This is a genomic window from Streptomyces globisporus C-1027, from assembly GCF_000261345.2.
GTDB lineage: Bacteria > Actinomycetota > Actinomycetes > Streptomycetales > Streptomycetaceae > Streptomyces > Streptomyces pakalii.
In genome coordinates, this window is sequence record NZ_CP013738.1 from 4,510,254 (window position 1) to 4,535,778 (window position 25,525).

Genomic DNA, 25,525 nt, shown 5'->3' on the forward strand with positions numbered 1-25,525 from the left:
GGACTCCTGGGTGGGAAACCTGCGATGGCCCGTGCGTCGATCGGACGACGGTTTGTCATGCTCGCGCTCAATAATGAAGGGCAGGTGACCGTCTCACTACTGGTCGGTAGTGACTTTTTCGGCTGCTGTTCGGCGACCCGACGGCTATCGGCCGGGCGGCGGCCGAAAGCGGTCGGATGGGCCCGGGGTTACGGAGTCACGCGCCCGTCGACGGGAAGGAATCGGCTCGCGCCGGGCGCCCGGCGCGAGCCGCCGCGCTCTTCGCGATGAGCCGCGAACGCGACCGGCCGGTCCCGCCCGCGCCGCCACCGCGCTGGAGGCGCAGCGCCACGCCCACCGCCGCCAGGGCCAGGGCCGTCATCGCCGCGCCCGCCCAGGCCGTGGAGGCGAAACCGAAGTCCAGGTCGATCACCGTGCCGCCGAGCCACGGGCCGCTCGTGTTGCCCAGGTTGAAAGCCGCCGTCGTGGTGGCCCCGGCCAGCGTCGGGGCGGCCCCGGCCACGTTGAACATCCGGGCGTTCAGCGCGGGGGCGGTGAAGAAGGCGGACAGGCCCAGCAGGAACGCCAGCGCGATCACCGCCGCCTGGCTGGAGGCGAACAGGGCCAGCGCCACCAGGAACACCGTGGACGCCGTGATCCCGCTCAGCAGCACGCCGAAGAGGTGCGCGTCCGCGACCCGGCCGCCGATCATCGTGCCGATCAGCGCGCCCGCCCCGAACAGGCCGAGGACCCACGGCACCCAGCCCGAGTCCAGGCCCGCCACGTCCGTCAGCAGCGGCGCCAGATAGCTGAACGCGCAGAACACCCCGCCCGCCGCGAGCGCGGTGATCACGATGGCCAGCCAGACCTGCCGGTCCCGGTAGATCGTCAGCTCCCGCTTCAGCTCGGGCTTCTTCTCCGGCAGCGGGATGTCCGGGATGCGGGTGACCACGCCGACCAGGGCCACCGCCGAGGCCGCGCCCACCGCCCAGAACGCCGAGCGCCAGCCGAGGTGCTCACCGAGGAAGGCCCCCAGCGGCACACCCAGCACGTTGGCGACGGACAGGCCGCCGATCATCACGGCCATCGCCCGCGCCCGCTGGTTCACCGGGACCATCGCGATGGCCACGGCCGCGCCGACCGCCCAGAAACCCGCACAGGCCAGCGCGCTCACGACACGGGAGGCGAAGAGGACCTCGTACGTCGGAGCCAGCGCACCGGCGATCTGGCCCAGGCCGAACACCGAGATCAGCGCGATGAGCGTGGTGCGGCGCGGCAGCCGCAGCGTGGCGACGGCCAGCAGCGGGGCGCCGACCACCATGCCGATGGCGAACGCGGATATGAGGAGACCGGCCTGCGGGATCGACACGTTCATGTCGTCGGCGATCGGCGGGAGCAGGCCCGACAGCATGAACTCGCTGGTGCCGAGTGCGAAGACCGAGAGGCCGAGAATGTATACGGCCAGGGGCATGGGCGCGCGGCGGGAGGGAGAGTCGGGCATGACTCGTCCCAACGCCGGAGAACGCATCCGCATTCCCCGGCGCCGGGAGGAGGGACCGCCTGTTCACACCCCTGTCATGCAGGGCGCCTGCCGCGCGGGCCGGGCGCGCCCTCCGTCACGTGCTGCACGGGCCGGGCGCGCCCCGTCGCGTGCTCCTACACAGGCAGAGCGTGGAGCTTCTTGCCGTGCAGGGCGTAGACGCGCGTCCCGTCGGTGGCGACCAGCCAGGCGTGGTGGTCGCCGGACCTGTCGTTGAACGTCCAGCGCAGGGCGCCTGTCTTCGCGTCGAAGGCGTGGACGCCGCCCTGCGGGTCCAGGTCGGTGGCCGCGTAGAGGGTGCCGCCCGCCGTGACGAACTGCCGGGGCACCTGCGCGCTCGCGTCCTTCAGGGCGGTGGACTGCCAGACCTTCTTCCCCGTCCCCGGCTGGAGAGCCCACAGCGTGCGACCGCTGTCCGCGATGTACAGCACGCCCTCCACGAGGCTCGGCTCCCGGAACAGGGCGAACTCCTCGGCCTCCACGGACCACTTCTCGGCCCCGTCGGACAACGCGAAGGCCTGGAGCCGCTGCCCCTGCGGGACGATCACCAGATCCTGGTGGACGACGAACGGCCCGTAACTCGTCTTCGTCGTCTTCTGCGTCCACACCTGCCGGCCGGTGGCGGTGTCGCGGACCGTGAGGTTGTTCTTGAAGTCGGTGTAGACGAGATGGCGGCCCTGCACGGCGGCGTGGATGCCGTTCTGCTGGGTGCCGAGGTCGCGCTGCTCCTTCCAGGCGACCTTGCCCGTGGTGCTGTTCAGCGCGGCGATCACGTTGGTGCGGGACGAGCCGTCGGCCTCCAGGGTCTCGGCGATGACGTACACCTGATCGCCGTCCACCGCGATCGGCCTGGGCTGCCGGTACTCCTTGCCGAGGTGGCTGCGCCAGGTCTCCTTGCCGGACCCCGGTACGTAACCGATGACGTTGCCGTCGTACTGACCGCTGGCCAGGTACAGCGTGCCGTTGCCGAGCAGCAGCGGCGCACCGGGCACCGCGCCGCCGGGCAGCGACCACCGCTCCTTGCCACTCGCGCCGTCGAGCGCGGCCAGCGGATCGCCGCTCGCGATGACCACACCGTCCACGGTCACCAGCTCGTCGTTGTCCCCGTACGTCTGCGCCGGGACCGACTTCGTCCACAGCGGCGCGGGGGCCCCGCCGTCCTTGCCTCCCTGGTCGCCCTTGCCGTCTCCGGGGGACTTGCCGCGCGGCGGCGGGGTGCTGCCCTCGCCGCCGGTCGCGAGCTCGTCCTCGCAGCCGGTCAGGCCGGCTCCGAGGACCGCCATCGTGAGACCGCCCCCGGCCAGTCGCAGCATTCGCCGCCGGGAAGTTCTGCCGACCGTCGTGCCGAGTCCCTTGGACATTTCGCCGTACCCCCGTGGAGTTGTCTGAGCGGAAAGTTGAACGGGCTGACTTTGCAGAGTGTGTGCATCTGCGATGCGAGACGTTAGCGGTCGGCGCGCCTCACCGGTCGGGCGAGGGCGTGACCGGGACGACACCGTGAACGAACCGGAACATTTACGGGGCGGGACGCGTCGTCAGCCGGTACCGGTACCGGTACCGGACGAGGTCAGCAGCTCCAGCTCCGTCGCCAGGTTGTGCCGGGCCCGCGCCTCCCACTCCGCCGCGCCGTACGGCGTACGGAACAGCCGCGGCAGATCGAGGAGTTGCCGCAGGACCGCCGCCCGGCCTGCCCGGAACGCCTCGTCCGGCACGAAGCCGTACTCCTCCCGGACCCGGGCCGCGTACGTCCCGTACTCCTGCGGGCCGCCCGCCAGGACCGCCAGGTCGGCGTCGCACAGCACCTCGCCGTTGCGGTCGCCGTCGGCCGGGTCGTGCGTGACGGTGAGCCGGACCAGCCGGGCGACCTCCTCCGTCACCGCGTCCGGCACCCCCGCCTCGGACAGCGCGCGCTCGGCGAGGGCGGCGCTGCGCTCCTCGTTCTCGCTCCGGTCGGGCCGGTACACCGCGTCGTGGAACCAGGCGGCGAGCCGCACCGCGTGGACGTCGTCGGCGTGGTCGGCCAGCGTGTCGACCCGGTCCAGGACCGTGCTCAGGTGGGCGGTCGTGTGGTACCGGCGCTGCGGTTCGGCCCAGCGGGCGAGGAGGTTCTCGGCGTACGGCAGCGGATCGGGTCCTTCCGCCCCGGCGCGCGCGGCCACCAGCGTGTCGTGCCAGCGGTCCCGGAGACCGGCCTCGGCGTCGGAGCTGTCGGAGCCGTGGGGCGGGTGGGGGCTGTGGTGGTCCGTCATGGGGGCGACTCTAGGACGTACGGGCCCGGGCGGAGGGGCGTGAGGGGGCACGAGGGGTTCCGCCCACCGGACCGGCCCTTGTCGCCCGGCCGGGACCCGCCCTACGGTGCGCCCGTGATGATGGATCTCAACGCCGACCTCGGCGAGGGCTTCGGCACCTGGACCCTGACCGACGACGACGCGCTCCTCGCCTGTGTCACGAGCGCCAACGTGGCCTGCGGCTTCCACGCGGGCGACGCCTCCGTGATGCGGCGGGTCTGCGACGCCGCGGCGGCCGGCGGCGTACGGATCGGGGCGCAGGTCTCCTACCGGGACCTGGCCGGGTTCGGGCGGCGGTCGATGGACGTGCCGCCGGCCGAGCTGACCGCCGAGATCGCCTACCAGATAGGCGCGTTGCGGGTCTTCGCCGAGGCCGCCGGATCCACCGTCAGTTACGTCAAACCGCACGGCGCCCTCTACAACCGGGCCGTCTGGGACGACGACCAGGCCGCCGCCGTCGTCGCGGGCGTCCGGCTCGCGGGCGGCGGCCTGGCCGTGCTCGGGCTGCCCGGGTCCCGGCTGCTCGCCCACGCGGCCGAGGCCGGACTGCCCGCCGTGGAGGAGGCCTTCGCCGACCGCGCGTACACCCCGCAGGGCACCCTTGTACCGCGCGGCGAGCCGGGCGCGGTGGTGCACGACCCGGACGACGTCGTACGCCGGAGCGTCGGGATGGCCGTCGAGCGGGCGGTGACCGGGGCGGACGGCAGCCGGATACCGGTCCCGGCGCGCTCGCTCTGCGTCCACGGAGACACCCCGGGCGCGGCGGCCCTCGCCCGCCGGGTGCGGACGGCGCTGGAGGAAGCGGGCGTCACGGTACGGGCGTTCGCGTGAGCGGGGCGAGCGGGGCGAACTACTCGGGCAGCCCCGGCGATGCGGGCGGTGGCCCCAGCGGTGCGGGCAGTGCATGCGGTACGGGCGGCGGCCCCAACGACTCGGGCAGCCCCAACGACTCGGGCAGCCCCGGCGGTCCGGGCGGTGGCCCCAGCGGTGCGGGCAGTGCATGCGGTACGGGCGACCCGAGCGGTCTCAGCAGCCCCGGTGCCCCCGGCACACCGCGCGTCCTGCCCGCCGGGCCGTACGCACTGCTCGTCGAGCTGGCCGACGGCGAGCACGCCGAGGCCTTCCACGCCGAACTGCTCAGGCGTCGCGAGCGTGGCGAACTCCCCGCCGTACGCGACATCGTCCCGGCCGCCCGTACCGTCCTGCTCGACGGGATCGCGGAGCGCGTGCCCGGGGCCCGGGACCGGCTGGCCCGCGAACTCGCCTTGTGGCGGGTGGAGCCGCTGCGCCGGGAGGACCGGGAGCCGGTGGAGGTCCCGGTGATCTACGACGGCCCCGATCTCGGCGAGGTCGCCGCGCTCTGGGGCGTCGGGGCCGACGAGGTGGCCGCCCTGCACTCCCGTACCGCGTTCCGGGTGGCGTTCTGCGGGTTCGCCCCCGGGTTCGGCTATCTCACCGGGCTGCCCGAGCGGCTGCACGTGCCCCGGCGCACGACCCCGCGCACCCGGGTCCCGGCCGGGGCGGTGGCCCTCGCCGGGCCCTACACGGGGGTGTACCCGCGCCCCTCGCCCGGCGGCTGGCAGATCGTCGGGCGGATGCCGGACCCGGGGGCCCTGTGGGATCCGGGCCGGGAACCGGCGGCGCTGCTGGTGCCGGGGACACCGGTGAGATTCGTAGCGGTGGATGCGGGGAAGGCGGCCGCGCTGCCTGCTGCCCGTGCGGGCGACTGCCAGGCCGACAGCCGGGCGGACGCATGACTCCGGTCGCGGGACGCCCCCTCCTGTACGTCGTACGCCCCGGAGCCCTCACCACCGTGCAGGACGCGGGCCGCCCCGGCCATGCGCACCTCGGGGTCGGGCGGGCCGGGGCGCTGGACGCGCGCGCCGCCCGGCTGGCCAACCGGCTGGTGGGCAACCCTCCGGACGCCGCCGTCCTGGAGACCACCCTCACCGGGTGCGCGGTCCGCCCGGACCGGCCCGTCGTGGCCGTCGTCGGCGGGGCGGGCTGCCGGGTGACGGTCGACGGGCGGCCGGTGGCGTGGGGCGCGCCGGTCCGGGTGCCCGCGGGCGCGGTGCTGGACGCGGGCCCCGCCGGGACCGGACTCCGCAGCTACCTGGCGTTCGCGGGCGGGCTGGTTCCGGACCCGGTGCTGGGCAGCCGTTCGGCCGACCTGCTCTCGGGGCTCGGGCCCGCCCCGCTGAGCGCGGACGACGAACTCCCGCTGGGCGAACCGGCGTCGGGCGGCCCGCCGCCGCACACCGGCCCCGTCCCCTGGCCGGGAGCCCCCGCCGAACTGGTGCTCCCGGTCCATCCCGGGCCCCGCCACGACTGGTTCACCGGGGCGGCGCTCCGTACGCTCCTCACCGCCGCCTACCGGGTCTCGCCGCGCAGCAACCGCATCGGCCTGCGTACGGAGGGCCCGCCGCTGGAGCGGTCCCGTACGGAGGAACTCCCCAGCGAGGGCATGGTGCTGGGCGCGATCCAGGTCCCGCCGGACGGCCTGCCCGTCGTCTTCCTCAACGACCATCCGACGACCGGCGGTTACCCGGTCGTCGGCGTCGTCCCCGAACGGGCCCTCGCCGCGGCGGCGCAGGCGGTGCCGGGGACCCGGCTGCGTTTCGTCCGCGCCTGAGCCGGGCGCGTACCCGTACCGCACCCGTACCCGCACAGCAGCGCGGCGGGACCGGGAGGGTCCCGCCGCGCTCAGGCTCCGTGTCTCACGCCCCCGTGTCTCACGCCCCCTTGAAGGTGCGCAGCCGCAGGGAGTTGCCGACCACGAAGACCGACGAGAAGGCCATCGCGGCCCCGGCGATCATCGGGTTGAGCAGCCCGGCGGCGGCCAGCGGGAGGGCGGCGACGTTGTAGGCGAAGGCCCAGAACAGGTTGGTGCGGATGGTGGACAGCGTGCGGCGGGAGAGGCGGATCGCGTCGGCGGCGGCGTTGAGGTCACCCCGGACCAGGGTCAGGTCCCCGGCCTCGATGGCGGCGTCGGTGCCGGTGCCCATCGCGAGGCCCAGGTCGGCCTGGGCCAGGGCGGCGGCGTCGTTGACCCCGTCCCCGACCATCGCGACCGAACGGCCCTCGTCCTGAAGGCGCTTGACCACGTCGACCTTGTCCTGCGGCATGACCTCCGCGTACACCTCGTCGATGCCGACCTCGGCCGCGACCGACTCCGCCACGGCCCGGTTGTCACCGGTGAGGAGGATCGGGGTCAGACCGAGGGCGCGGAGCCGGCGGACGGCCTCGGCGCTCGTGTCCTTCACCGCGTCGGCGACCTCCAGCACCGCCCGCGCCTCGCCGTCCCAGGCGACGGCGATCGCCGTGCGCCCGGCGGCCTCCGCGGCCCGCTTCGCCTCGGCGAGGTGAGCGGGAAGACGGATCTCCCACTCGGCCAGGAGCTGCTCGCGCCCGACGAGGACGGCGTGGCCCTCGACGATGCCCTGGACGCCGAGGCCGGGGACGTTGGCGAAGTCCTCAGGGGTGGGCAGCGGCCCGGTGGTGTCGGTCGCGGCGGACGCGACCGCCTGGGCGATGGGGTGCTCGGAGGCGTTCTCCAGGGCGCCGGCCAGCCGGAGGACTTCGGTCTCGTTGGTGCCGTTGGCGGTGTGGGTGGTCTGGAGGGTCATGCGGCCGGTGGTGACGGTGCCGGTCTTGTCGAGGACGATGGTGTCGACGCGGCGGGTGGTCTCCAGGACTTCGGGGCCTTTGATGAGGATGCCGAGTTGGGCGCCGCGTCCGGTGCCGACCATGAGGGCGGTGGGGGTGGCGAGGCCGAGGGCGCAGGGGCAGGCGATGATGAGGACGGCGACGGCTGCGGTGAAGGCGGCGGTGAGTCCGGCGCCGTTGCCGAGCCAGTAGCCGAGGGTGGCGAGGGCGAGGGCGATGACGATGGGGACGAAGACGGCGGAGATGCGGTCGGCGAGGCGTTGTGCGGAGGCTTTGCCGTTCTGGGCGTCCTCGACGAGTTTGGCCATGCGGGCGAGTTGGGTGTCGTTGCCGACGCGGGTGGCTTCGACGACGAGGCGTCCGCCGGCGTTGAGGGTGGCGCCGGTGACGGTGTCGCCGACGGTGACCTCGACGGGCACGGACTCGCCGGTGAGCATCGAGGCGTCCACGGCGGAGGAGCCCTCGACCACCGTCCCGTCCGTCGCGATCTTCTCCCCGGGACGGACCAGGAAACGGTCCCCGACCTGCAACGCCGAGGTCGGGATCGTCGTCTCCACGCCGTCGCGCAGGACCGTGACCTCCTTCGCCCCCAGCTCCATCAGCGCCTTCAGCGCCGCCCCGGCCTTCCGCTTCGAGCGCGCCTCGAAGTAGCGCCCGGCGAGGATGAACGCCGTCACCCCGGCCGCGGCCTCCAGATAGATGTTCCCGGCGCCGTCGCTGCGCGCGATGGTGAACGCGAACGGGTGCGTCATGCCGACCATGCCCGCCGTCCCGAAGAACAGCGCCCACACCGACCACAGGAACGCGGCCGACGTACCGACGGAGATCAGCGTGTCCATCGTCGCCGCGCCGTGCTTCGCGTTCGTCCAGGCGGCCTGGTGGAACGGCCAGGCCGCGTAGGTCACGACCGGTGCGGCCAGCGTCAGGGAGAGCCACTGCCAGTAGTCGAACTGGAGCGCCGGGATCATCGCCATCGCGATCACCGGTACGGCGAGGAGGACGGCGGTGATCAGCCGCTGGCGCAGGGTGGTGAGCCCGTCGTCCTCGGCCGCGCGCTGTTCCGCATCGTCGCTCCCCGGTGGCGGGGCGGCGGTTTCGGCGGCGGGCGGTGCGGGCGGCCGGGCGGTGTAGCCGGTGGCCTCGACGGTGGCGATCAGATCCTCGACGGACACGTCGGCGCCCGCGTAGGTGACCTTGGCCTTCTCGGTGGCGTAGTTGACGGTGGCTTCGACGCCGTCCATCCGGTTGAGCTTCTTCTCGATACGGGCCGCGCACGAGGCGCAGGTCATCCCGCCGATCGCGAGCTCGACCGCGGTGGTACCGGCGCCGGAGCCGGCGGCGGTGGTTGCGGTGGTGGCGGAGTGCGCGGACACGGGGGTCCTCCCTGAAGCCGTCCCGGATACCCCTAGGGGGTATATCTGTCTCTCTTCATATATACCCCCCTCCCCTATGAAGTGCAAGGTGTGACGGGAGGGGTCCGTCACTCGTCTGCGGGGCCGGGTCGCGTCCCGTCGTGCCCGTGCGTTCAGATAGAGGGCTGCGCGGCCCGTCGGCCACCCGTAGGCTGGCCATTGGACTAGACCTATAGCCGTGTAGGTCAGCAGCCGTGTATCGGACCTGTCGCTGTGTATCGGAGGAATGGGGACCCATGAGCAACCGTGCAGTCCTGGAGGTGATCGCTCTCGACGCGGAGGACGCGGTCGCTGCCCAGGCCGGTGGTGCAGACCGCCTCGAACTGGTCACCGACATGGCCGCCGACGGTCTCACCCCGTCCCGGGAGACCTTCGCGGCGATCAGATCCGCCGTGGACATCCCGCTGCGCGTGATGCTCAGGACGGCGGACGGCTTCGCCGCCGGTGACATCGATGTGCTGGTCGCCCGGGCCCGCGAGCTGCGGGAGGCGGGGGCCGACGCGTTCGTGTTCGGCTTCCTCGACGCGGAGGGCCATGCCGACCTGATCGCCGTCGAGCGGCTCGTCGCCGAGCTGGAGGGCTGCCGGTGGACGTACCACCGGGCGATCGACCGGTGCGCCGACCGCGACGCCCTGCGCAAGCAGCTCGCGGACCTGCCGGGCCTCGACACGTTCCTCACGGCGGGCTCCCCGGACGGGGTGGACGCCGGTATCCCGACCCTCCTGGCCGAGGCGGCCCGGAGCGGCGAGCCGGGATACCAGGCGCAGGTCCTGGTCGGCGGCGGCCTCCACCTGCACCACCTGCCCCAGCTGCTGGCGGCGGGGATCGACGCGTTCCACATCGGCGGTGCGGCGCGGCCGGCGGGCTGGTCGGCCCCGGTGGACGCGGCGGCGGTACGGGAGTGGCGCAAGGCGCTGGACGCCTGAGGCATGACGGGTGCGGGACCCAGGGACCGGAGAGTCCCGCACCCGAGGGCCCTACGCCTGAACCAACACCTCCGGCAACGGCGCCGTGTGCAGCACGATCAGCCCCGACACCGCACGGGTCAGCGCCACGTACAGCCGCCGCAGCCCGGTCCGCTCGTCCGGCTCGCCGTCCACCACGGCCCCCGGCTCGTCCAGCACCACGTAGTCGTACTCCAGGCCTTTCGCCAGCGACGCGGGCACCAGCGTCAGCCGGGATTCGGCGGTGGTCTCCTCACCGGGAGACAGGTACGCGTGCCCCGCCGCCTCCAGGGCCGCACCCAGCACCGGGATGCGGGCGTCGGCGGCGATCAGCCCGATCGACCCCTCGTGACGCAGCGACTCCTCGCAGGCGGCGACCACGGCCGCGTCCAGCTCCGCCGCCCCGCCAGGCACCTCCCGTACGGCCAAGGACCCCGGCGACTCCCGCACCGACTCCACCGCGGCCAGCCCCGGTGAGATCGCGGGCAGCAGCCGGGAGGCGTAGGCGATGACCTCGCGCGGCACGCGGAAACCGGCCGTCAGCTCCTCCACCACCGCGTCCGCCTTGCCCAGGTGGAACAGCGCCTCGCCCCAGCTCTCCGTGGACCACGGGGTCGTCCCCTGCGCGAGGTCGCCGAGGACGGTGGCCGAACCGGTCGAGCAGCGCCGCCCCACCGCCCGGTACTGCATCGGCGACAGGTCCTGCGCCTCGTCGAGCACGACATGGCCGAGGGAGTGCGTACGGGCGACGAGGTCACCGGCCTCGTCGATCAGCACGGCGTCGGCCGCCGACCACTTCGCGGACTTCACACTGCGGGCGGGCTTCGCCCACAGCAGCCGCTTCTGCTCCTCCTCGCTCAGCACCCCTCCCGCGTGTGCGGCCAGGAACTCCGCGTCGGACAGCAGCCGCAGCACGACCTTCGCCGGGTCCACGGCGGGCCAGACAGCCTTGACCGCCGCCTTCACGGCGGGGTTCCGGGCCACGGCGTTCTGCACCCGGTCGTCGGGGGCCTCCCCGGCCTCCTCCATCCGTACGAGGACGGCGTGGGCGATCCGCTGCGGCAGCGCCTCGTGCGCGGCCCCGTACCGCATGTCGCGGGCCAGCAGCTCGTCGACCATCTCCTGGATCTCGTACGCGGGCACCCGCCAGCGCCGGGAGCCGCGCACCACGACGACGGGCTCGACGGGTGCGGTCACATGCGAGCGGACGGCCCGCCGCAGCACCTCGGCCATGCGGGCGTCGCCCTTGACGACGGCGGTGGCCGCCTCGTCCTCGCCCCGGACCTCGACGCCGGTGCGCACCAGGTCGTCGACGGTGGCCTGCTTCACCTCCAGCTCACCGAGCGCGGGCAGGACCTGCTCGATGTAGTGGAGGAAGGAGCGGTTGGGCCCGATGACGAGGGTGCCGGTACGGGCGAGCCGCTCGCGGTGCGCGTACAGCAGGTACGCCACCCGGTGCAGGCCGACGGCGGTCTTCCCGGTACCGGGCCCGCCCTGCACGCAGACGGTGCCGCCGAGGCCGCTGCGGACGATCTCGTCCTGCTCGGGCTGGATGGTGGCGACGATGTCGCGCATCGGGCCGACGCGGGGCCGCTCGATCTCCGCCTGGAGGAGCCGGCTGGTGTGTTCGGCCTCCGCCGGGTCGGTGAGGTGCTCGTCCTCGTACGCGGTCAGCTCGCCGCCGGTGTAGCCGAAGCGGCGGCGCAGCCCCACGTCCTGGGGGTTCGTGCGGGACGCCTGGTAGTACGGCTGGGAGACCGGCGCACGCCAGTCGATGACCATCGGGTCCCCGGCGGCGTCGTGGACGTGGCGGCGGCCGATGTAGAACCGCTCGCCGTCCGCGCCCTCGGCCAGCTCGCCGCCGACGGCGTGCAGATAGTCGAGGCGGCCGAAGAACAGCGGGGTGTGCGAGAGATCGGCGAGCGCCTTGATGCGGTCGTCGATCTGGGACTGGAGCACGGCGGCGTTGACCCAGTTCGCGGTGACATCGCGGATGTCGAGGGCCTGGACGTCCTCGCGCATCCCGCGCAGGGCGGCGCGGGACGCGGCGAGGTGGGCACGTTCGTGCGCCAGGGGATCGGTGGTGCCCGTGGTGCCGGTGGGGTCGGGGGTGGAATCGCTCTCTGCTACGTGCGCGGGCACGGTGTTGCCTCCGGCTCTTCAACGCAGGACGGCGGGCCGCGCGCTGCGACCGGCAGGGGCCGGAGCAGGGCGGTCCGCTCGGAAGGTTGGTTCGCGTGGGTGCCGTCCGGTTTCCGTCCGGCCGGCGGCGCTCCCCCGGCTGCCGGCAGCGAAGGCCGGTACCACGGTGCGGGAGGCGGGCAGACCGGCGATTGTAGCCACAGGGCGGCGTACGGTCGAAACGAATTACGGGGCTCCGCCGGCGCAGGGCGTCCGTCGGCACGCGCGCGGGCTCCACCGCAGGGAGCAGGTCCAGGGGATACCCGTAGGGGATGCGGGGCCCCGGCATGGCACCGCAGGCCTACGCGCCCGCTCACCCGCTTCCGTCTGCGGGCCGACGCGCCCGAACGGGTGACGGGAGCACCATGGATACATGAGCACAGCCACCCTGAACCCCCGCACGACCGGCCCCGCGCACGGCGCGACCGCGGCGACCGGTGACCACCGACCCCACCGCGTCGGCGACGCGCTGCGCGCCGTGAAGGTGTTCGTGACGACGGCGTTCGGCGTCGTCCTCCTGGGGGAGTACGCGGAAGAGGCGGTCGTACGGCGGGCCCGCTGAGGGCCCGCCGTACCCGTCCCGTTCCTCAGCTCTCCGCGAGCAGCTCGTCCGCGTCGACGATGCGGTACGCGTACCCCTGCTCGGCCAGGAAGCGCTGGCGGTGCGCCGCGAAGTCCTGGTCGATGGTGTCGCGGGCGACGACCGAGTAGAACCGGGCCTCGTGCCCGTCGGCCTTCGGCCGCAGGACGCGGCCGAGACGCTGGGCCTCCTCCTGGCGCGACCCGAAGGTGCCGGAGACCTGGATGGCGACGGTGGCCTCGGGCAGGTCGATGGAGAAGTTGGCGACCTTGGACACGACGAGCACGCTGATCTCGCCCTGCCGGAACGCGTCGAAGAGCTTCTCGCGCTGGGCGTTGCTGGTCTCGCCCTTGATGACGGGCGCGTCCAGGTGTTCGCCCAGCTCATCGAGCTGGTCGATGTACTGCCCGATGACCAGGGTCTGCTCGCCGCGGTGCTTGCGTACCAGCGCCTCGGTCACCTTCCGCTTGGTGGCGGTGGTGGCGCAGAACCGGTACTTCTCCTCCGTCTCGGCGGTCGCGTAGGCGAGCCGCTCGGAGTCGGTGAGGTTGACGCGGACCTCGACACAGTCGGCGGGCGCGATGTAGCCCTGCGCCTCGATCTCCTTCCACGGGGCGTCGAACCGCTTGGGCCCGATGAGCGAGAAGACATCGGACTCCCGCCCGTCCTCCCGCACGAGGGTCGCGGTGAGCCCGAGCCGCCGCCGGGCCTGGAGGTCGGCGGTGAACTTGAAGACGGGGGCGGGCAGCAGGTGCACCTCGTCGTAGACGACGAGCCCCCAGTCACGGGAGTCGAAGAGCTCCAGGTGCGGGTAGACGCCCTTCCGCCGGGTGGTCAGCACCTGATAGGTGGCGATGGTGACCGGCCGGATCTCCTTGCGGGTCCCGCTGTACTCCCCGATCTCGTCCTCGGTGAGCGAGGTCCGCTTCACCAGCTCGTGCTTCCACTGCCGGGCGGAGACGGTGTTGGTGACGAGGATCAGCGTGGTGGCCTTGGCCTCGGCCATGGCCCCGGCCCCGACGAGGGTCTTCCCGGCACCGCAGGGCAGCACCACGACCCCCGACCCACCGTGCCAGAACCCCTCCACGGCCTGCTTCTGGTACGGCCGCAGCGCCCAGCCGTCCTCGGCCAGCTCGATCGGGTGGGCCTCGCCGTCGACGTAACCGGCGAGGTCCTCGGCGGGCCAGCCGAGCTTGAGCAGCGTCTGCTTGACCTGTCCGCGCTCGGAGGGATGCACGGCCACGGTGTCCGGGTCGATCCGGGCCCCGACCAGCGGCTGGACCTTCTTCGACCGGAGGATCTCCTCCAGCACGGGCCGGTCGGTGGTGGTGAGCACGAGCCCGTGCACGGGGTGCTTGGACAGGGTGAGCCGCCCGTACCGCGCCATCGTCTCGGCGATGTCGACCAGGAGCGCGTGCGGCACGGGATACCGGGAGTACTCGACGAGCGCGTCGACGACCTGCTCGGCGTCGTGCCCGGCGGCGCGGGCGTTCCACAGCCCGAGCGGGGTGACCCGGTAGGTGTGGATGTGCTCGGGCGCACGCTCCAGCTCCGCGAACGGCGCGATGGCACGACGGCAGGCCTCGGCCAGCTCGTGGTCGACTTCGAGGAGCAGCGTCTTGTCGCTCTGGACGATGAGGGGTCCGGTCACGCGCTTCGGCCCTTTCTGCGGGGTACGGCCACGGCTGCGGCCAAACGTCCAGTGTGCATCATGCGCGGGGGATCACGCCCGGCTCCCGCCGGGACGGATTCGCCGCTGCGGCCCGAACCGCACCGGCACCCCCGGGGAGTACAGCACGCTCACCGGCTCCCCGGCCGGCGCGGGCAGCCCGCCCGCCGCCACCAGGTCCTCGTCGCACTCCAGCAGCTCCGCCCGGTGGAGCGGCCACCGGGGGTGGACGTTGGGCAGATAGGCGGTCCGCCCGAAGAGCGAGGTGTGCAGGGCCCAACGGGCGGTCAGGAAGTGCTCCAGCGGGGTGGGTTCGGCGATCGTGTCACCGGGCCGGAGCACGATCCTGCTCCTCGCCCCACGAGGACCGGGCCACCGGCGCCTGCTCGTGTACGTGACGGTGTCGCCGGACCGCTCGACCCCCATCCGGGACCACACGTACGGCAACCGGACCGCGGCCCGCGCCACGAGGACCGGGATGAGCCGGGAGGCGTCCAGGGACCGGAAGACGACCGCGCGCCGACCGTGCTCGTCAACGGAGTACAGCCGGACGTTGGTCTCGGGAAAGGTCCCCAGATACGGAATCCCCGGCAGCCCGAGCACCCCCACCCGGTACATCCGGAACGCCACGAGCCCCACGTACGTCGTCGCCCCGTCGAAGGTGTCGGGCACCGTCCCCGGCGGCAGCAGCGGCGCCACGTCCGCCGGGTCGGCCGCCCAGTGCAGGAACGCCAGATCCAGCCAGGACTGCGTGAGCAGCGGAGGCATCGGCGCGGCGGGCGGATAGGGCGACACGGGCTCGGGGGTCCGGTCAGGGAGGGACATGCCCGCAGCATCGCAGACGGGCACGCCCGCCGACGAGATGCGGCCGCCCCTACCCCTCCCCCTCCTCCGCCAGCTCCGCCACCCCCGTGATCCGGTGCAGCGGGTACGTGCGGACCTCGTCGGCCGTGTGGTCGTAGGCCGTGACGAAGCCGCCCTCCACGCGGACCGGGGCGATCACGCGCTGGCTGGCCGCGCCGTCCGCGTTGACGTAGCCGATCCAGACCGTGGAGCCCGTCATCGCGGCCGCCTGGACCGTGGCCAGGGTCTCGGCGGGGGTGGTGCGGGGCAGGGCGCCGGAGGGGGTGGTCGACGCCGGGCCTTCCGTCGGCTCCTTGCGGGCTACCGTGGCGGCCGTGTCGCCCGCGCGGATGGCCCGGACCGCCGCGCCGAGCAGGGTGTCGTCCGGGACCGGCGGGCCCTCGGGGACCGGGACCGGAGGGGTGCGGGGCGGGGTGCGGCGGGCGCCGGCGCGGGTGATCAGGACGTCGCCCTCGGCGGATTCGGCGGCCGGTGCGTAGCCCATGTCGCGCAGGGCTTCGAGGAGGGAGCCGGGGTCGGTCTGGGAGGCCAGGACCGTGGGGGCCAGGCGGCGCAGACGCAGGCCCGTGGAGCGGCGGTCGGCCAGGATCTCGTTGAGGACCGCCTCGTCGTCGCAGCGTACGTACGCGGACGCCGCCCCGATCCGCAGGTGCCCGTGGCGGCGGGCCACATCGTCGATGAGGTAGCTCAGCGGCTGCGGTACCGGTGTACGGCTGTGCGCGGCCAGGAACGCGTGCAGGTCCGATGCCGCCTGCCCGGCGTCCAAGGCGCGGCGCACCGAACCGGGCGTGAAGCGGTAGACCGTCGCGCCGCCCTTCGACTCCACATCGGCCAGGACGGAGAGCATGTCCGCCAGCGGGCGTTCCAGCGGGCCCGGCGCCACCGCCGTCAGGTCCGCCTGGAGCAGGACGTGGTCCAGCGGTTCGGGGAGGAGGGGTGACAGAAGGGCCGCCGCCGTCTCCTCGCCCTCGTCCAGGAGGGCCCGGGCCTGTGCGGACAGCGCGCCCCGGCCCGTGATGCCCAGCAGCTCCGCCTCGTTGAGGGTCCACAGGGCCAGCCGGGAGCGGAGGTCCGAGCCCTCCGCCGTCGGTGCCGAACCGCGCAACGGGCGTTCCCAGCGCAGCCGTCGCAGCAGCGTCTCGGCCTCCGGCGCGGTGCCCGGCGGGAGTTCGGCGAACAGGGCCAGCACCCGGCGGCGTACGTCGGGGGCGGCCGACCGGTCCAGCTCCGGGCCGAGCGCGGACAGGGCCCGCCCCTTGGCGTCCTGGCCGCCGACCAGGCCCGGGGTCCGGGTGGCGGCGAGCCAGGCGGTGGCCAGGTGCGTCCAGCGGTCCTCGGCGGCCAGGTCGAGCCACTCGTCGGACGCGGGCGTCGGGGCGTACCGCTCGTCGGTCTCCCCGTCGGAGGCCAGCAGCCCCGCCCCGTAGGCCAGTTCGATCCAGAACGCGGCGATCGGCTCGGACACGTCCAGCGCCGTCGCGGCGCGCTTCAGCTCCCGTACGCTCAGGCCGCCCGCGCGCAGGATCGTCGGGCCGCCCCCGTCCCAGAGCTTCAGCAGCTCCTCGACCGTGGACAGTGCCGTGAACGCCTGGCCGGCCGCCGCCCTGTCCACAGCCTGTGGATCGCGTTCGGCCGCCGCCGCGACGGCCGGGGGGACCGGTTCCGGCACGCGGTGCGCGCGCCCGGCCCGCAGGTGGAGCGCCGCCTCACGCGGCAGGACCACCGTCCGCGTCGACACCGGCAGCAACAGGCCCCGGTCGCGCAGCCACTTCACCGGCGGAGTGGGGTTGGGCGTGACCTCCCCGTACGGCGGGCCCCACACCAGCCGGTCCAGCACCGACAGCGCCTCCACCGGCGCCGTGTCCAGCAGCCCCGCCATCCGCGTCCGGTCCGTGAACAGGGCGGACAGCGCGGCCACCGCCGAGACCGGGTCGTGCGTGGCGGGCAGGCCCGTCGCCACCAGGATCTCCTGGAGGCGGCCCGGCGACATGCCCGCCGTCGCCTCCGCGACCGTGGGGCCCAGGCCCGTGGGAGAGGGGTGCTGCGGGGACGGGGCGAGCAGTTCGCGGGCGGTGCGCACCAGCCGCAGCCGGTCGTCCTCGCCCCAGACCAGGGCCTGTTCACGCAGCGTCGCCAGCGCGCCCGGCAGCGCGGCGGTGATCGCCGCGCCCACGTCGTCGCGCTGCTCGCCGTCGTCGAGACCGTCGCCGGTGAGCAGGGAGAGCAGCGTGTCGTACGGGGCCGGGTCCGGCGCCACCGCCAGTGCCTCGGCGGTCTGCAGCGCGAACCGGTCCAGGTGTTCCAGCGCGCGGACGACCGACGCCCGGGTACCGGCCCGCGTGGCGAGCTGCGTGATGTCGTTCGGCACCGGATTGAGGAGGTCGGGGCGGGCACGCAGCAGCCCGGCCAGCGATTCGTCGCCCCGGGCGCGCAGGGCTTCGGCGAGCGTGCGCGGTGGTGTGGTCGTCCCCATCCGTCCCACGGTAGCCGTTGGAACGCTACCGTCGGGGCAGGGCCGGATAGAGGGGATGCGCCGCGTGGGGATCGAGAGCGACCAGCTCGTGTACGACTACCTGAGCCGGGTCGGCGACCTGGCTCAGCAGCAACAGCTCTCGTCGGGCGCCCGGATGCGGCTCGTCTCGACGCTGCGGGGCGAGATCGACCGCCGCCGCACCACGGAGGGCGCGGACTCCCCGGCGGCCGTCCGGCGCATCATCGGCAGGCTCGGCAGCCCGGACGAACTGGTCGCCGCCGCGGCGCGGTCCGCCGACGGCACGGTCCCGCTGCCGTCCGCCGGGACCGGTGCGGGCAGCGGCGAGCCGCAGCGGCGGGGGCTGCCCCGGCCCCGGAGCGGGCTGCTGCGCAAGGAGCCCGGGGAGGCCGGTCCCGGCGCGGACGAGGGGCGGGAGGCCCCGGTTCCCCGGAAGCCGAAAGCCGGATTCGGGTGGGGCGCGTCGCGCCGTGACCGTGATGCCGGGGACGCGCCGGAGGAGCGAACCGGTGCCGCCGCCGTGCCGCGTCCCGGGCCCGCCCCCGACGACGCTCCCGCCCCCGACGATGCCCCCGTCCCCTCCTGGCCCGACCCCTCCGCCCCGCACATGCTCGGCCAGGACCAGCAGGGCGGCGCGGACGACGCGACCGACTGGTGGCGCCTGGAGCCGGGGCCCTTCGACGAGGGAACCGCCGTCCCCGGCTTCTTCGGCGGCATCGAGGCCCCGGAGCTCCTCGGCAGGCGGCCGAGGCCTGTTGACATGGAGAAGAAGGGCGCGAAGGGCGAGGAGGAGGGGAAGGACGGCCCGGAGGGTGCGGGCGACGCCAAGGCGGCGGCCACCGACGGCACCGCCGCCCGCCGCCGCGCCCTGCGCCTCGTGAAGCGCCGCCGCCGCAAGCCCGCCCCGGTCGTCGTCGAGCCTGCGGTCGTCGCCCCCGGTCCCCGCGGCGGCTTCGCCCACCCGCTGCTGCTCCTGGCCGCCGTCCTGCTCGTCGCCGGCGTGGTCACCGGTTCCTGGCTGCCGCTGGCGGGCGGCTGGCTGCTCGCGTACAGCTCGCGCACCCTCTCCCGTACGGAGGCGAAGTGGGCGGCGCTCGGCCTCCCGGGCGTGGTGGCGGCCGGGGCCCTGGTGTGGGTGTGGGGGCGGATGGAGGGGCGCTGGGGCGAGCCGATCCGCGAGGGCGCGATGCGGGACGTCCTGCTGGAGACCTGGCCGGTGGTCGTCCGGGTCGCCGCCGTCGCCTCCGCGCTCTACCTGGTGTGGCGGGCGCGGAGGCGTAAGGGGTGAGGGCCGGGCCCCACCGGCCGGATCCCGGGGCGGGGCCGGGCTCCACCGGCCTCAGGGCCGGGGAGGACGCCTACTTCGCCAGGCTCTTGTGGAGTTCGCCGAGGATCTTGTCGGCCGCCGTGTAGCCGATGCCCTGGATCCACAGCTGGTCGTCGACCGCGAAGACCTTGTCGTTCTTCACCGCGTCCATGTTCTTCCACAGGCCGCTGCCCGTGGTCTCCGTCTCCTTGGACTTCTTCGGGTCGCCGTACGTCGAGTGGAAGACCACGTCCGCGTCCGCGAGGTCGATCTTCTCGGGGCTGACGTCGTAGGAGAAGCCGTCCTTGGCCTGGTCGGTGATCGCGGGGCGGCCCCGCACGGGCGCTGACGCTGACATGGGAACCCATCGGCAGATCGGGACGGACGCGGAAGGCGGGCGAGCGGTACGGGCCGTGCCGGGCCGGGCCGGGCCGGTAAGGCTTGGCTAAGCGCGCGCTTCAGTCTAGGCGGCCCGATTTCGCCGCCGAAGGGGGCCGGTCGGCAGAATGGCGGGCATGGCTTCCACGGTTCAGCACCCCGTCCACCACCCCGTCCCCAAGCCTCTGACGGTCGGTTTCGACCTCGACATGACGCTCATCGACTCCCGCCCCGGCATCGCCGCCGCCTACCGGGTCCTGGTCGCGGAGACGGGGGTGCTCATCGACATCGACCTGGTGGTGAGCCGCCTCGGGCCGCCGCTGGAGGCGGAGCTGGCCCACTGGTTCCCGGCGGCCGAGGTACCCGCCGCCGCCGGCCTCTACCGGGCGGCCTACCCCGACCACGCGATAGCCCCGAGCGCGGCGCTCGCCGGGGCGCGGGAGTCGGTGGCCGCGGTGCGCGCGCTCGGCGGCCGGGCGATCGTCGTCACGGCGAAGAACGAGCAGCACGCGAAGCTGCACCTGTCGTACCTCGGGATCGAGCCGGACACGGTGATCGGCTCGCTGTGGGCGGAGGCGAAGGGCGAGGCCCTGCGCGAGCAGGGCGCGCAGGTGTACGTCGGCGACCACACCGGCGACGTGCGCGGGGCGCGGGTGGCCGGAGCGCTGTCGCTCGGGGTGACGACGGGCCCGTGCGACGAGCGGGAGCTGCGGGCGGCGGGCGCGGACGTGGTGCTGGCGGACCTGACGGAGTTCCCGGCCTGGCTGGCGGCCTTCGAGGCGGACCGGGCGGCCTAGGAGCCGGACCGGGCGGCCTGGGAGGAGGCCCGGGAACCTACGAGTTGGCGGCCCGTTTCGGCGAGTTCACCCACGCCGAGCGGACCACGCCCACCCCGGCGATCAGGAACCCGACGCCCATCAGCATGCAGACGCCGTACGCGATCGGCGGGAACGGGTCCGTACCGAGGAACAGGGGGGCGACGGTGACCAGTGTGGCCAGTGCGCCGACGAAAAAGACGATCGCGCCGACCTGAACGAGCCGGTCGCCTGCGCCTGAAGGAGTAGTACTCACGCGACCAGGGTAGTTCCCAGCCCGGAGGAACTCTCCGGCGACGTCTTGTCACCGGCCGTAGGGCCATTAGCCTGGGACCGGGCGGGTCACGGTGACCCGCTGTATTGCTATCCGGTGCTTTTCGGAGCCGTGTTTCCGGCTCTCCCGCACACCGACGAGTACGAGGACGAGGACAGACGTGCCCACCGGCAAGGTCAAGTGGTTCAACAGCGAGAAGGGCTTCGGCTTTCTCTCCCGCGACGACGGCGGCGACGTCTTCGTCCACTCGTCGGTACTCCCTGCCGGAGTCGACGCACTCAAGCCCGGCCAGCGCGTGGAATTCGGCGTGGTCGCGGGCCAGCGCGGCGACCAGGCCCTTTCCGTGGTGGTCCTCGACCCCACTCCGTCCGTCGCGGCCGCACAGCGCCGCAAGCCGGACGAGCTGGCGTCGATCGTGCAGGACCTGACGACGGTCCTGGAGAACATCACGCCGCAGCTGGAGCGGGGCCGCTACCCCGACAAGGCCGCCGGCGCGAAGATCGCGGGCCTGCTGAGGGCGGTCGCCGACCAGCTCGACGTGTAGGCACGCGAAGCACGGTCACGGGTCAGGCCTGGCTCTCCGCGAGGAGCCGGGCCGACCGGCCCAGGGCCGCGCGCACCGCGCCGCCCCGGGTCAGCGGCGCGCGGTCGACCCCGGCGAAGAGCGCGACGAGCGCGATGTCGGCGGCCACGGCCCGGCCCGTCGTCCGCACCACCAGCTTCCTGCCGCCGCCGAGCCCCGACTGCTTCGCCGTGAGCGCGACCCCGGGGTCCTCGTCGTCGGCCCGGCGGGTCAGGACGAACCGCTTCCGGCTCACCGCCCGCAGCCGGTAGTGGTCGCCGCCGTAGCGGAAGTGCAGCGCACGGGCCCGGAGCGTCAGGCCGAAGCGGTTGCGCCGCAGGTGGACCAGGGCGTCGCCGACGCGGAGCGTCGAACCGTTGAGCGTCGGCAGATCGGTGGCATCGGTGTGGATGCCGCGGGTCTCGAACACCGCTGTGGGTATCGAGGGGCCGCGCACCTCGGAGACCACGCTGCCCGGGGTGTGCTTGAGGGGCAGCGGGGCGGTCAGGACGACCTCGCCGAACTCCGGCACCGTGCCCCGGAGGCCGGAGCGCCGCTCGCGGGTGCGGCCTTCCTTCCAGAACTCCAGGGTGAACGGGCCGATCGCCGTGTGCACAGGGAAAGCCCTCCGGTTGTCCGCCGCTCGCCGCTCGCCGCTCGCCGCCCGGTCGCTCAGGGAAACGCCAGCGCGTCCGGCCCCAGCGGCGGGACCAGCCCCTCCGCCGCCGCGCGGGTGAGCAGGCCGCGGACCGCCGCGTAGCCGTCCTCGCCGAGGTCGGCGGTGAACTCGTTCACGTACAGCCCGATGTGCTGGTCCGCGACGGCCGGGTCCATCTCCTGGGCGTGCTCCAGGACGTACGGCCGGGAGACCTCCGGGTGGTCCCAGGCGAGGCGGACCGAGCTGCGGGCGGCGTCGGCCAGACGGCGCAGGGTCTCCTCGCCCAGGGAGCGCTTGGCGATGATCGCGCCGAGCGGGATCGGGAGGCCGGTGGTGTCCTCCCAGTGGCGCCCCATGTCGGCCAGGTTGTGGAGCCCGAAGTTCCGGTACGTGAAGCGGGCCTCGTGGATGACCAGCCCCGCGTCCACCTTGCCGTCCCGTACGGCGGGCATGATCTCGTCGAACGGCATCACGACGACCTCGCCGACACCGCCCGGGACCATCTCGGCCGCCCAGAGCCGGAACAGCAGGTACGCCGTCGAGCGCTCGCTCGGCACGGCGACGGTCCGGCCGGTCAGGTCGAGGCCCAGCTCCTTGCTGAGGACCAGCGGACCGCAACCCCGGCCCAGCGCCCCGCCGCACGGCAGCAGCGCGTACTCGTCCAGCACCCAGGGCAGGACCGCGTACGACACCTTCAGGACGTCCAGCTCACCGCGTTCGGCCATGCCGTTGGTGATGTCGATGTCGGCGAAGGTCACGTCCAGCGCGGGCGCGCCGGGGACCCGGCCGTGCGCCCAGGCGTCGAAGACGAAGGTGTCGTTGGGACAGGGCGAGTAGGCGATCCGGATCGCGTCCCCGGCCGGGCTGCCGCTGGCTGCGGTGTCGGTGTCGGTCGTCATGCCGGTTTCAACCTTCCAGGTCCTCGTGGCTGTTCCAGCCCTGTAGTACGGGTGCCGCCTTCCCGAACGCGTCCGTGAGCGCGGCCAGCGCGTCGCCGATGCGCCAGGCGTCCCGGTCACGGGGGCCGACGGCGTTCGAGACGGCCCGCACCTCCAGTACGGGCACGTCGGCCCGGGCGGCGGCCTCCGCGACCCCGAAGCCCTCCATCGCCTCGGCCAGCGCCCCCGGGTGCGCGGCGAGCAGGGCGCCGGCGCGTTCGGCGCTGCCGGTCACGGTGGAGACGGTGAGCACGGGGCCGGCGGCCGCGCCGGTGGCGGCCGCGACCTCCCGTACCAGCGCGGGCGGCGGGGTGAAGCGGTCCCGGCCGAAGCCGAGCGCGGTGACCGGCAGGAAGCCGTCGGCGGTCTCCGCGCCCAGGTCGGCGGCGACGATGCCGTCCGCCACGACCAGCGAGCCGAGCGGGGTCACGGGGGTGAACGCCCCGCCGATCCCGGCCGAGACGACGAGGCCGTACGGAGCGGACGCCGGTGCTCCGGACGCCGATGCTCCGGACGCCAGGGCGAACGCGGTGGCCGCCGCGGCTGCGGCCGGGCCCGCACCGCCCGCCAGCACGTCGAACGCACCGCGGCGGTGCAGCTCGCCCCCCGGCAGCGCCACGTGCTCCTCAGCGCCCCCGAACGCACGCGTGACCGCGTCCCGTTCCACCGGGACAGCGGTCACGACGAGCACACGCACGAATGTCACCCTCAAAGCCGAGGACGGGGAGCAGCGGGGGGAGCAGCAGGGCGGAACCGGGCGAAGGGGCGGCCCCGGTCCGGCAGGGTCAGTCCTTCTTCTCGAACTTGAACTGCCAGACGCCCGTGAGCTTCTTGCCCTTGGTCTCCACGATGGAGACGGTCGTCTCCTTGGAGGTCTCGCCCGTCTGGCTGGCCAGGAACGCGTTGCCGGGGATCGTCCGGTACGTGTTCTTGTACGGCTCCTGCTCGGCCTGCTGGCCGTTGATGAAGAGCGTCCAGCCGTTCTCGGCGATCTCCGGGTCGACGCCGAAGCGGACCTTGTCGTCCATGGAGATCTTGACGGTCTTGTCGGCCTTCTTGTTCAGACAGCCCTGGATCAGCGACTCCTTGATCGCCTTGCCGTCGTCGTAGCAGGCGGCCTCGGTGTTCACCGAGTCGCTGCCGACCGTCACGGTCGCGAGCGGCGTCGGCTTGTCGCAGGCGGACAGGACAAGGAGTCCCGCGGACACGGCACCAAGAGCGACGCCGATTCGACGGCCCTTACCGGAGAAGAACGCAACGGTCATGGGCCGAAGGCTATCGGTCGCCTCCGCTCACGCCACGCGGGGGTGCGGCGTGCCGCGCCGCGCGGCCCCCAGGAGGCCCCGTACGGAGGCGGCCGCTCCGAGCGCCAGGATGCCCGCGGCGACCGACATGCCGAGCACCGCGTTGAGCGGCAGGGCGATGCCGATACCGCCGCCGACCACCCAGGCCATCTGGAGCAACGTCTCGGACCGGGCGAACGCGGAGGTGCGGACCTCCTCGGGCACGTCCCGCTGGATCATCGCGTCGAGCGACAGCTTGGACAGGGCCTGGGTGAAGCCCGCGACCGCGCCGAGGGCCGCCACCAGCGCGGTCGAGAAGAACACCGCGGCGAGGATCGCCACGCTCAGCGCGAGCCCCAGCACCGTCGCGACGATCACCTCGGGTCCGCGTGCCCGGAGCCAGGAGCCCACCGCCGTACCGCAGGCGTTGCCGACCCCGGCCGCCACGCCGACGATGCCGAGCGAGACCGCCGCGCTCTGCCCCGCCAGCGGGTGCTCGCGCAGCAGGAACGCCAGGAAGAAGATGAGGAAGCCGGAGAGGGCCCGGTGCGCGGCGTTGGCCTGGAGCCCGTGCAGCACGGACCCGCCGACGGACCGCAGGCCCGGTGGCCGCTCCTTGGCCGGTTTCTCCGCGCTGCCCGCCTTGCCGCCGCCCCGGCGCAGCCCGGCCCGGGTGCTGCCGGTCCGCCCCGGCGCCTTGTCCGGGGCGGGCCGGGAGGGAGTGCCGTCCTCGTGCGGGACGATCAGCCGCGCCCGGCGCTCGCCCTTCGCGGAGTCGACCTTGTGCGGCAGGGTGAAGGCGAGGAAGGTCCCCGCGACGAAGATCGCGCACGCGCCGTAGAGCGGCCAGGCGGAGCCGATCATCTGGAGGCCGGCCCCGATCGGGGCCGCGATCCCGGTGGCCAGCAGCCCGGCCAGGGTGACCCGGGAATTGGCCTTCACCAGGGAGAAATTCGGTGGCAGGAGGCGTGGCACGACCGCGCTGCGCACCACGCCGTACGCCTTCGAGGAGACCAGGACGCCCAGTGCGGCCGGATACAGCTCAAGACCCCCGGTGGCGACCGCGCCCGACATGGTGATCGCCAGCAGCGCACGGGCCAGCATCGCGCTCGCCATCGCGGCGCGGCGGCCGTGCGGCAGGCGGTCCAGCAGCGGGCCGATCACCGGGGCGAGCAGGGTGAAGGGGGCCATGGTGATGGCGAGGTAGAGGGCGACGCGCCCGCGCGCCTCGTCGGTCGGCACGGAGAAGAAGACGGTGGAGGCGAGGGCGACGGTGATCATGACGTCACCCGCGCCGTTCACGGCGTGCAGCTCGATCAGTTTCCCGAGGCCGGATTCCCCCGCGCCGTGGGCGTGCGTCGCCTTGCGGATGGAGCGTGCCGTGCCGGTGAACGGGGCGCGCAGGGCACGGCCCGTCGCCCGTCCCGCCCTGCGGAGCGGGCCGGGGCCGTCGTGCGACCTGGCGGCTGTCACCTCGTCATAGTGCCCCACCACGGCCCGTATGAACGGTGATCGGCCACGGACTCGCGCGTGATGCGGGGGGTGACGCCCTGTCGGGCGAGCGGCGGCGGCGCCCTGCGCGGACGGGTGCCGGTCGCCGGGTGCCGGTGGAACGGATACGGCACGTTTGGGACGGGCAGGTGGGCGCAGCGCGGCGGAGAGGGTAGCGTGCGTAACGCGCCACCGGCGGTTGTTCT

22 protein-coding genes and 1 pseudogene are annotated in these 25,525 nt (G+C 73.9%); 8 read left to right on the plus strand and 15 right to left on the minus strand.

The annotated features are described in order from the left end of the window. Window positions 1-196: 196 nt before the first annotated feature. The 3 genes from WQO_RS19750 to WQO_RS19760 all read right to left on the minus strand — a co-directional run bounded on the left by WQO_RS19750 (window position 197) and on the right by WQO_RS19760 (window position 3,768). A complete protein-coding gene (locus tag WQO_RS19750) occupies window positions 197-1,450 on the minus strand; it encodes a Cmx/CmrA family chloramphenicol efflux MFS transporter (protein WP_167552068.1) in 1,254 nt (417 codons plus the stop codon). Between the two features lie 185 nt (window positions 1,451-1,635). After that, on the minus strand, window positions 1,636-2,880 hold the full coding sequence (locus WQO_RS19755) for a PQQ-binding-like beta-propeller repeat protein (RefSeq protein WP_029181833.1): 1,245 nt from the start codon (window positions 2,878-2,880) through the stop codon (window positions 1,636-1,638). Window positions 2,881-3,054: 174 nt separating this feature from the next. Continuing rightward, window positions 3,055-3,768: an HD domain-containing protein gene (locus WQO_RS19760; RefSeq protein ID WP_010055956.1), complete on the minus strand. Its 714-nt coding sequence runs from the start codon at window positions 3,766-3,768 to the stop codon at window positions 3,055-3,057. Between the two features lie 120 nt (window positions 3,769-3,888). Here WQO_RS19760 and WQO_RS19765 point away from each other — a divergent pair, with 120 nt between their 5' ends. From WQO_RS19765 to WQO_RS19775, 3 genes are all read left to right on the plus strand, one after another. Then, window positions 3,889-4,638 (plus strand): LamB/YcsF family protein, encoded by a 750-nt coding sequence (locus tag WQO_RS19765; RefSeq protein WP_029181832.1) that lies wholly within the window; start codon window positions 3,889-3,891, stop codon window positions 4,636-4,638. 230 nt (window positions 4,639-4,868) lie between these two features. Beyond that, complete coding sequence (locus WQO_RS19770) at window positions 4,869-5,564, plus strand: 5-oxoprolinase subunit B family protein (RefSeq protein ID WP_050992183.1); 696 nt, start codon at window positions 4,869-4,871, stop codon at window positions 5,562-5,564. Then, window positions 5,561-6,439, plus strand: coding sequence for a 5-oxoprolinase subunit C family protein (locus WQO_RS19775; protein WP_010055952.1), 879 nt, complete (start codon window positions 5,561-5,563; stop codon window positions 6,437-6,439). Before WQO_RS19770 ends, WQO_RS19775 begins: the two co-directional genes overlap by 4 nt. Before the next feature lie 100 nt (window positions 6,440-6,539). Here WQO_RS19775 and WQO_RS19780 read toward each other — a convergent pair whose 3' ends face one another. Beyond that, on the minus strand, window positions 6,540-8,846 hold the full coding sequence (locus WQO_RS19780) for a heavy metal translocating P-type ATPase (protein ID WP_058954041.1): 2,307 nt from the start codon (window positions 8,844-8,846) through the stop codon (window positions 6,540-6,542). Window positions 8,847-9,121: 275 nt separating this feature from the next. On the opposite strand from WQO_RS19780, the gene WQO_RS19785 reads away from it, so the two are divergent. Further along, window positions 9,122-9,811, plus strand: a complete 690-nt coding sequence (locus tag WQO_RS19785) for a copper homeostasis protein CutC (protein WP_010064856.1) — start codon at window positions 9,122-9,124, stop codon at window positions 9,809-9,811. 51 nt (window positions 9,812-9,862) lie between these two features. On the opposite strand, the gene WQO_RS19790 is transcribed toward WQO_RS19785, so the two are convergent. Further along, the gene (locus WQO_RS19790) at window positions 9,863-11,971 is read right to left on the minus strand and encodes a HelD family protein (protein WP_058954042.1); all 2,109 of its coding nucleotides are present in this window, start codon (window positions 11,969-11,971) and stop codon (window positions 9,863-9,865) included. A gap of 412 nt (window positions 11,972-12,383) precedes the next feature. Here WQO_RS19790 and WQO_RS19795 point away from each other — a divergent pair, with 412 nt between their 5' ends. Beyond that, entirely contained in the window at window positions 12,384-12,572 is a 189-nt protein-coding gene (locus WQO_RS19795) for a hypothetical protein (protein WP_010064853.1), read from the plus strand. A gap of 25 nt (window positions 12,573-12,597) precedes the next feature. Here WQO_RS19795 and WQO_RS19800 read toward each other — a convergent pair whose 3' ends face one another. From WQO_RS19800 to WQO_RS19810, 3 genes are all read right to left on the minus strand, one after another. Next, a complete protein-coding gene (locus WQO_RS19800) occupies window positions 12,598-14,241 on the minus strand; it encodes a DNA repair helicase XPB (RefSeq protein WP_010064851.1) in 1,644 nt (547 codons plus the stop codon). Between the two features lie 72 nt (window positions 14,242-14,313). Continuing rightward, on the minus strand, window positions 14,314-15,084 hold the full coding sequence (locus WQO_RS19805) for a YqjF family protein (RefSeq protein ID WP_010064850.1): 771 nt from the start codon (window positions 15,082-15,084) through the stop codon (window positions 14,314-14,316). Between the two features lie 49 nt (window positions 15,085-15,133). Next, window positions 15,134-17,596 (minus strand): helicase C-terminal domain-containing protein, encoded by a 2,463-nt coding sequence (locus WQO_RS19810; RefSeq protein WP_010064849.1) that lies wholly within the window; start codon window positions 17,594-17,596, stop codon window positions 15,134-15,136. Window positions 17,597-17,651: 55 nt separating this feature from the next. On the opposite strand from WQO_RS19810, the gene WQO_RS19815 reads away from it, so the two are divergent. Then, window positions 17,652-18,902: a hypothetical protein gene (locus tag WQO_RS19815; protein ID WP_079055583.1), complete on the plus strand. Its 1,251-nt coding sequence runs from the start codon at window positions 17,652-17,654 to the stop codon at window positions 18,900-18,902. Between the two features lie 70 nt (window positions 18,903-18,972). Here the strand turns inward: WQO_RS19815 and WQO_RS19820 are convergent. After that, window positions 18,973-19,254 (minus strand): annotated as a pseudogene (locus WQO_RS19820) (iron-siderophore ABC transporter substrate-binding protein); the annotation flags it as partial. Between the two features lie 181 nt (window positions 19,255-19,435). On the opposite strand from WQO_RS19820, the gene WQO_RS19825 reads away from it, so the two are divergent. Further along, window positions 19,436-20,095 carry an HAD family hydrolase gene (locus tag WQO_RS19825; protein WP_010064845.1) on the plus strand — a complete coding sequence of 220 codons (660 nt, stop codon included), beginning with the start codon at window positions 19,436-19,438 and terminating at the stop codon, window positions 20,093-20,095. Between the two features lie 37 nt (window positions 20,096-20,132). On the opposite strand, the gene WQO_RS19830 is transcribed toward WQO_RS19825, so the two are convergent. Then, window positions 20,133-20,369: a hypothetical protein gene (locus WQO_RS19830; protein WP_010064844.1), complete on the minus strand. Its 237-nt coding sequence runs from the start codon at window positions 20,367-20,369 to the stop codon at window positions 20,133-20,135. A 178-nt stretch (window positions 20,370-20,547) separates the two neighbouring features. Between WQO_RS19830 and WQO_RS37220 the strand changes: the two genes are divergently transcribed. Continuing rightward, window positions 20,548-20,931 carry a cold-shock protein gene (locus tag WQO_RS37220; RefSeq protein ID WP_006126557.1) on the plus strand — a complete coding sequence of 128 codons (384 nt, stop codon included), beginning with the start codon at window positions 20,548-20,550 and terminating at the stop codon, window positions 20,929-20,931. A 22-nt stretch (window positions 20,932-20,953) separates the two neighbouring features. On the opposite strand, the gene WQO_RS19840 is transcribed toward WQO_RS37220, so the two are convergent. The 5 genes from WQO_RS19840 to WQO_RS19860 form a co-directional block, all read right to left on the minus strand. Then, window positions 20,954-21,565 carry a hypothetical protein gene (locus tag WQO_RS19840; protein WP_010064842.1) on the minus strand — a complete coding sequence of 204 codons (612 nt, stop codon included), beginning with the start codon at window positions 21,563-21,565 and terminating at the stop codon, window positions 20,954-20,956. A 56-nt stretch (window positions 21,566-21,621) separates the two neighbouring features. Further along, complete coding sequence (locus WQO_RS19845) at window positions 21,622-22,506, minus strand: 1,4-dihydroxy-6-naphthoate synthase (protein WP_010064841.1); 885 nt, start codon at window positions 22,504-22,506, stop codon at window positions 21,622-21,624. A 7-nt stretch (window positions 22,507-22,513) separates the two neighbouring features. Beyond that, on the minus strand, window positions 22,514-23,242 hold the full coding sequence (locus tag WQO_RS19850) for a futalosine hydrolase (protein WP_029182791.1): 729 nt from the start codon (window positions 23,240-23,242) through the stop codon (window positions 22,514-22,516). 88 nt (window positions 23,243-23,330) lie between these two features. Further along, complete coding sequence (locus tag WQO_RS19855; RefSeq protein ID WP_010064839.1) at window positions 23,331-23,810, minus strand: hypothetical protein; 480 nt, start codon at window positions 23,808-23,810, stop codon at window positions 23,331-23,333. 27 nt (window positions 23,811-23,837) lie between these two features. Then, the gene (locus WQO_RS19860; protein WP_029182790.1) at window positions 23,838-25,301 is read right to left on the minus strand and encodes an MFS transporter; all 1,464 of its coding nucleotides are present in this window, start codon (window positions 25,299-25,301) and stop codon (window positions 23,838-23,840) included. Between the last annotated feature and the right edge of the window lie 224 nt (window positions 25,302-25,525).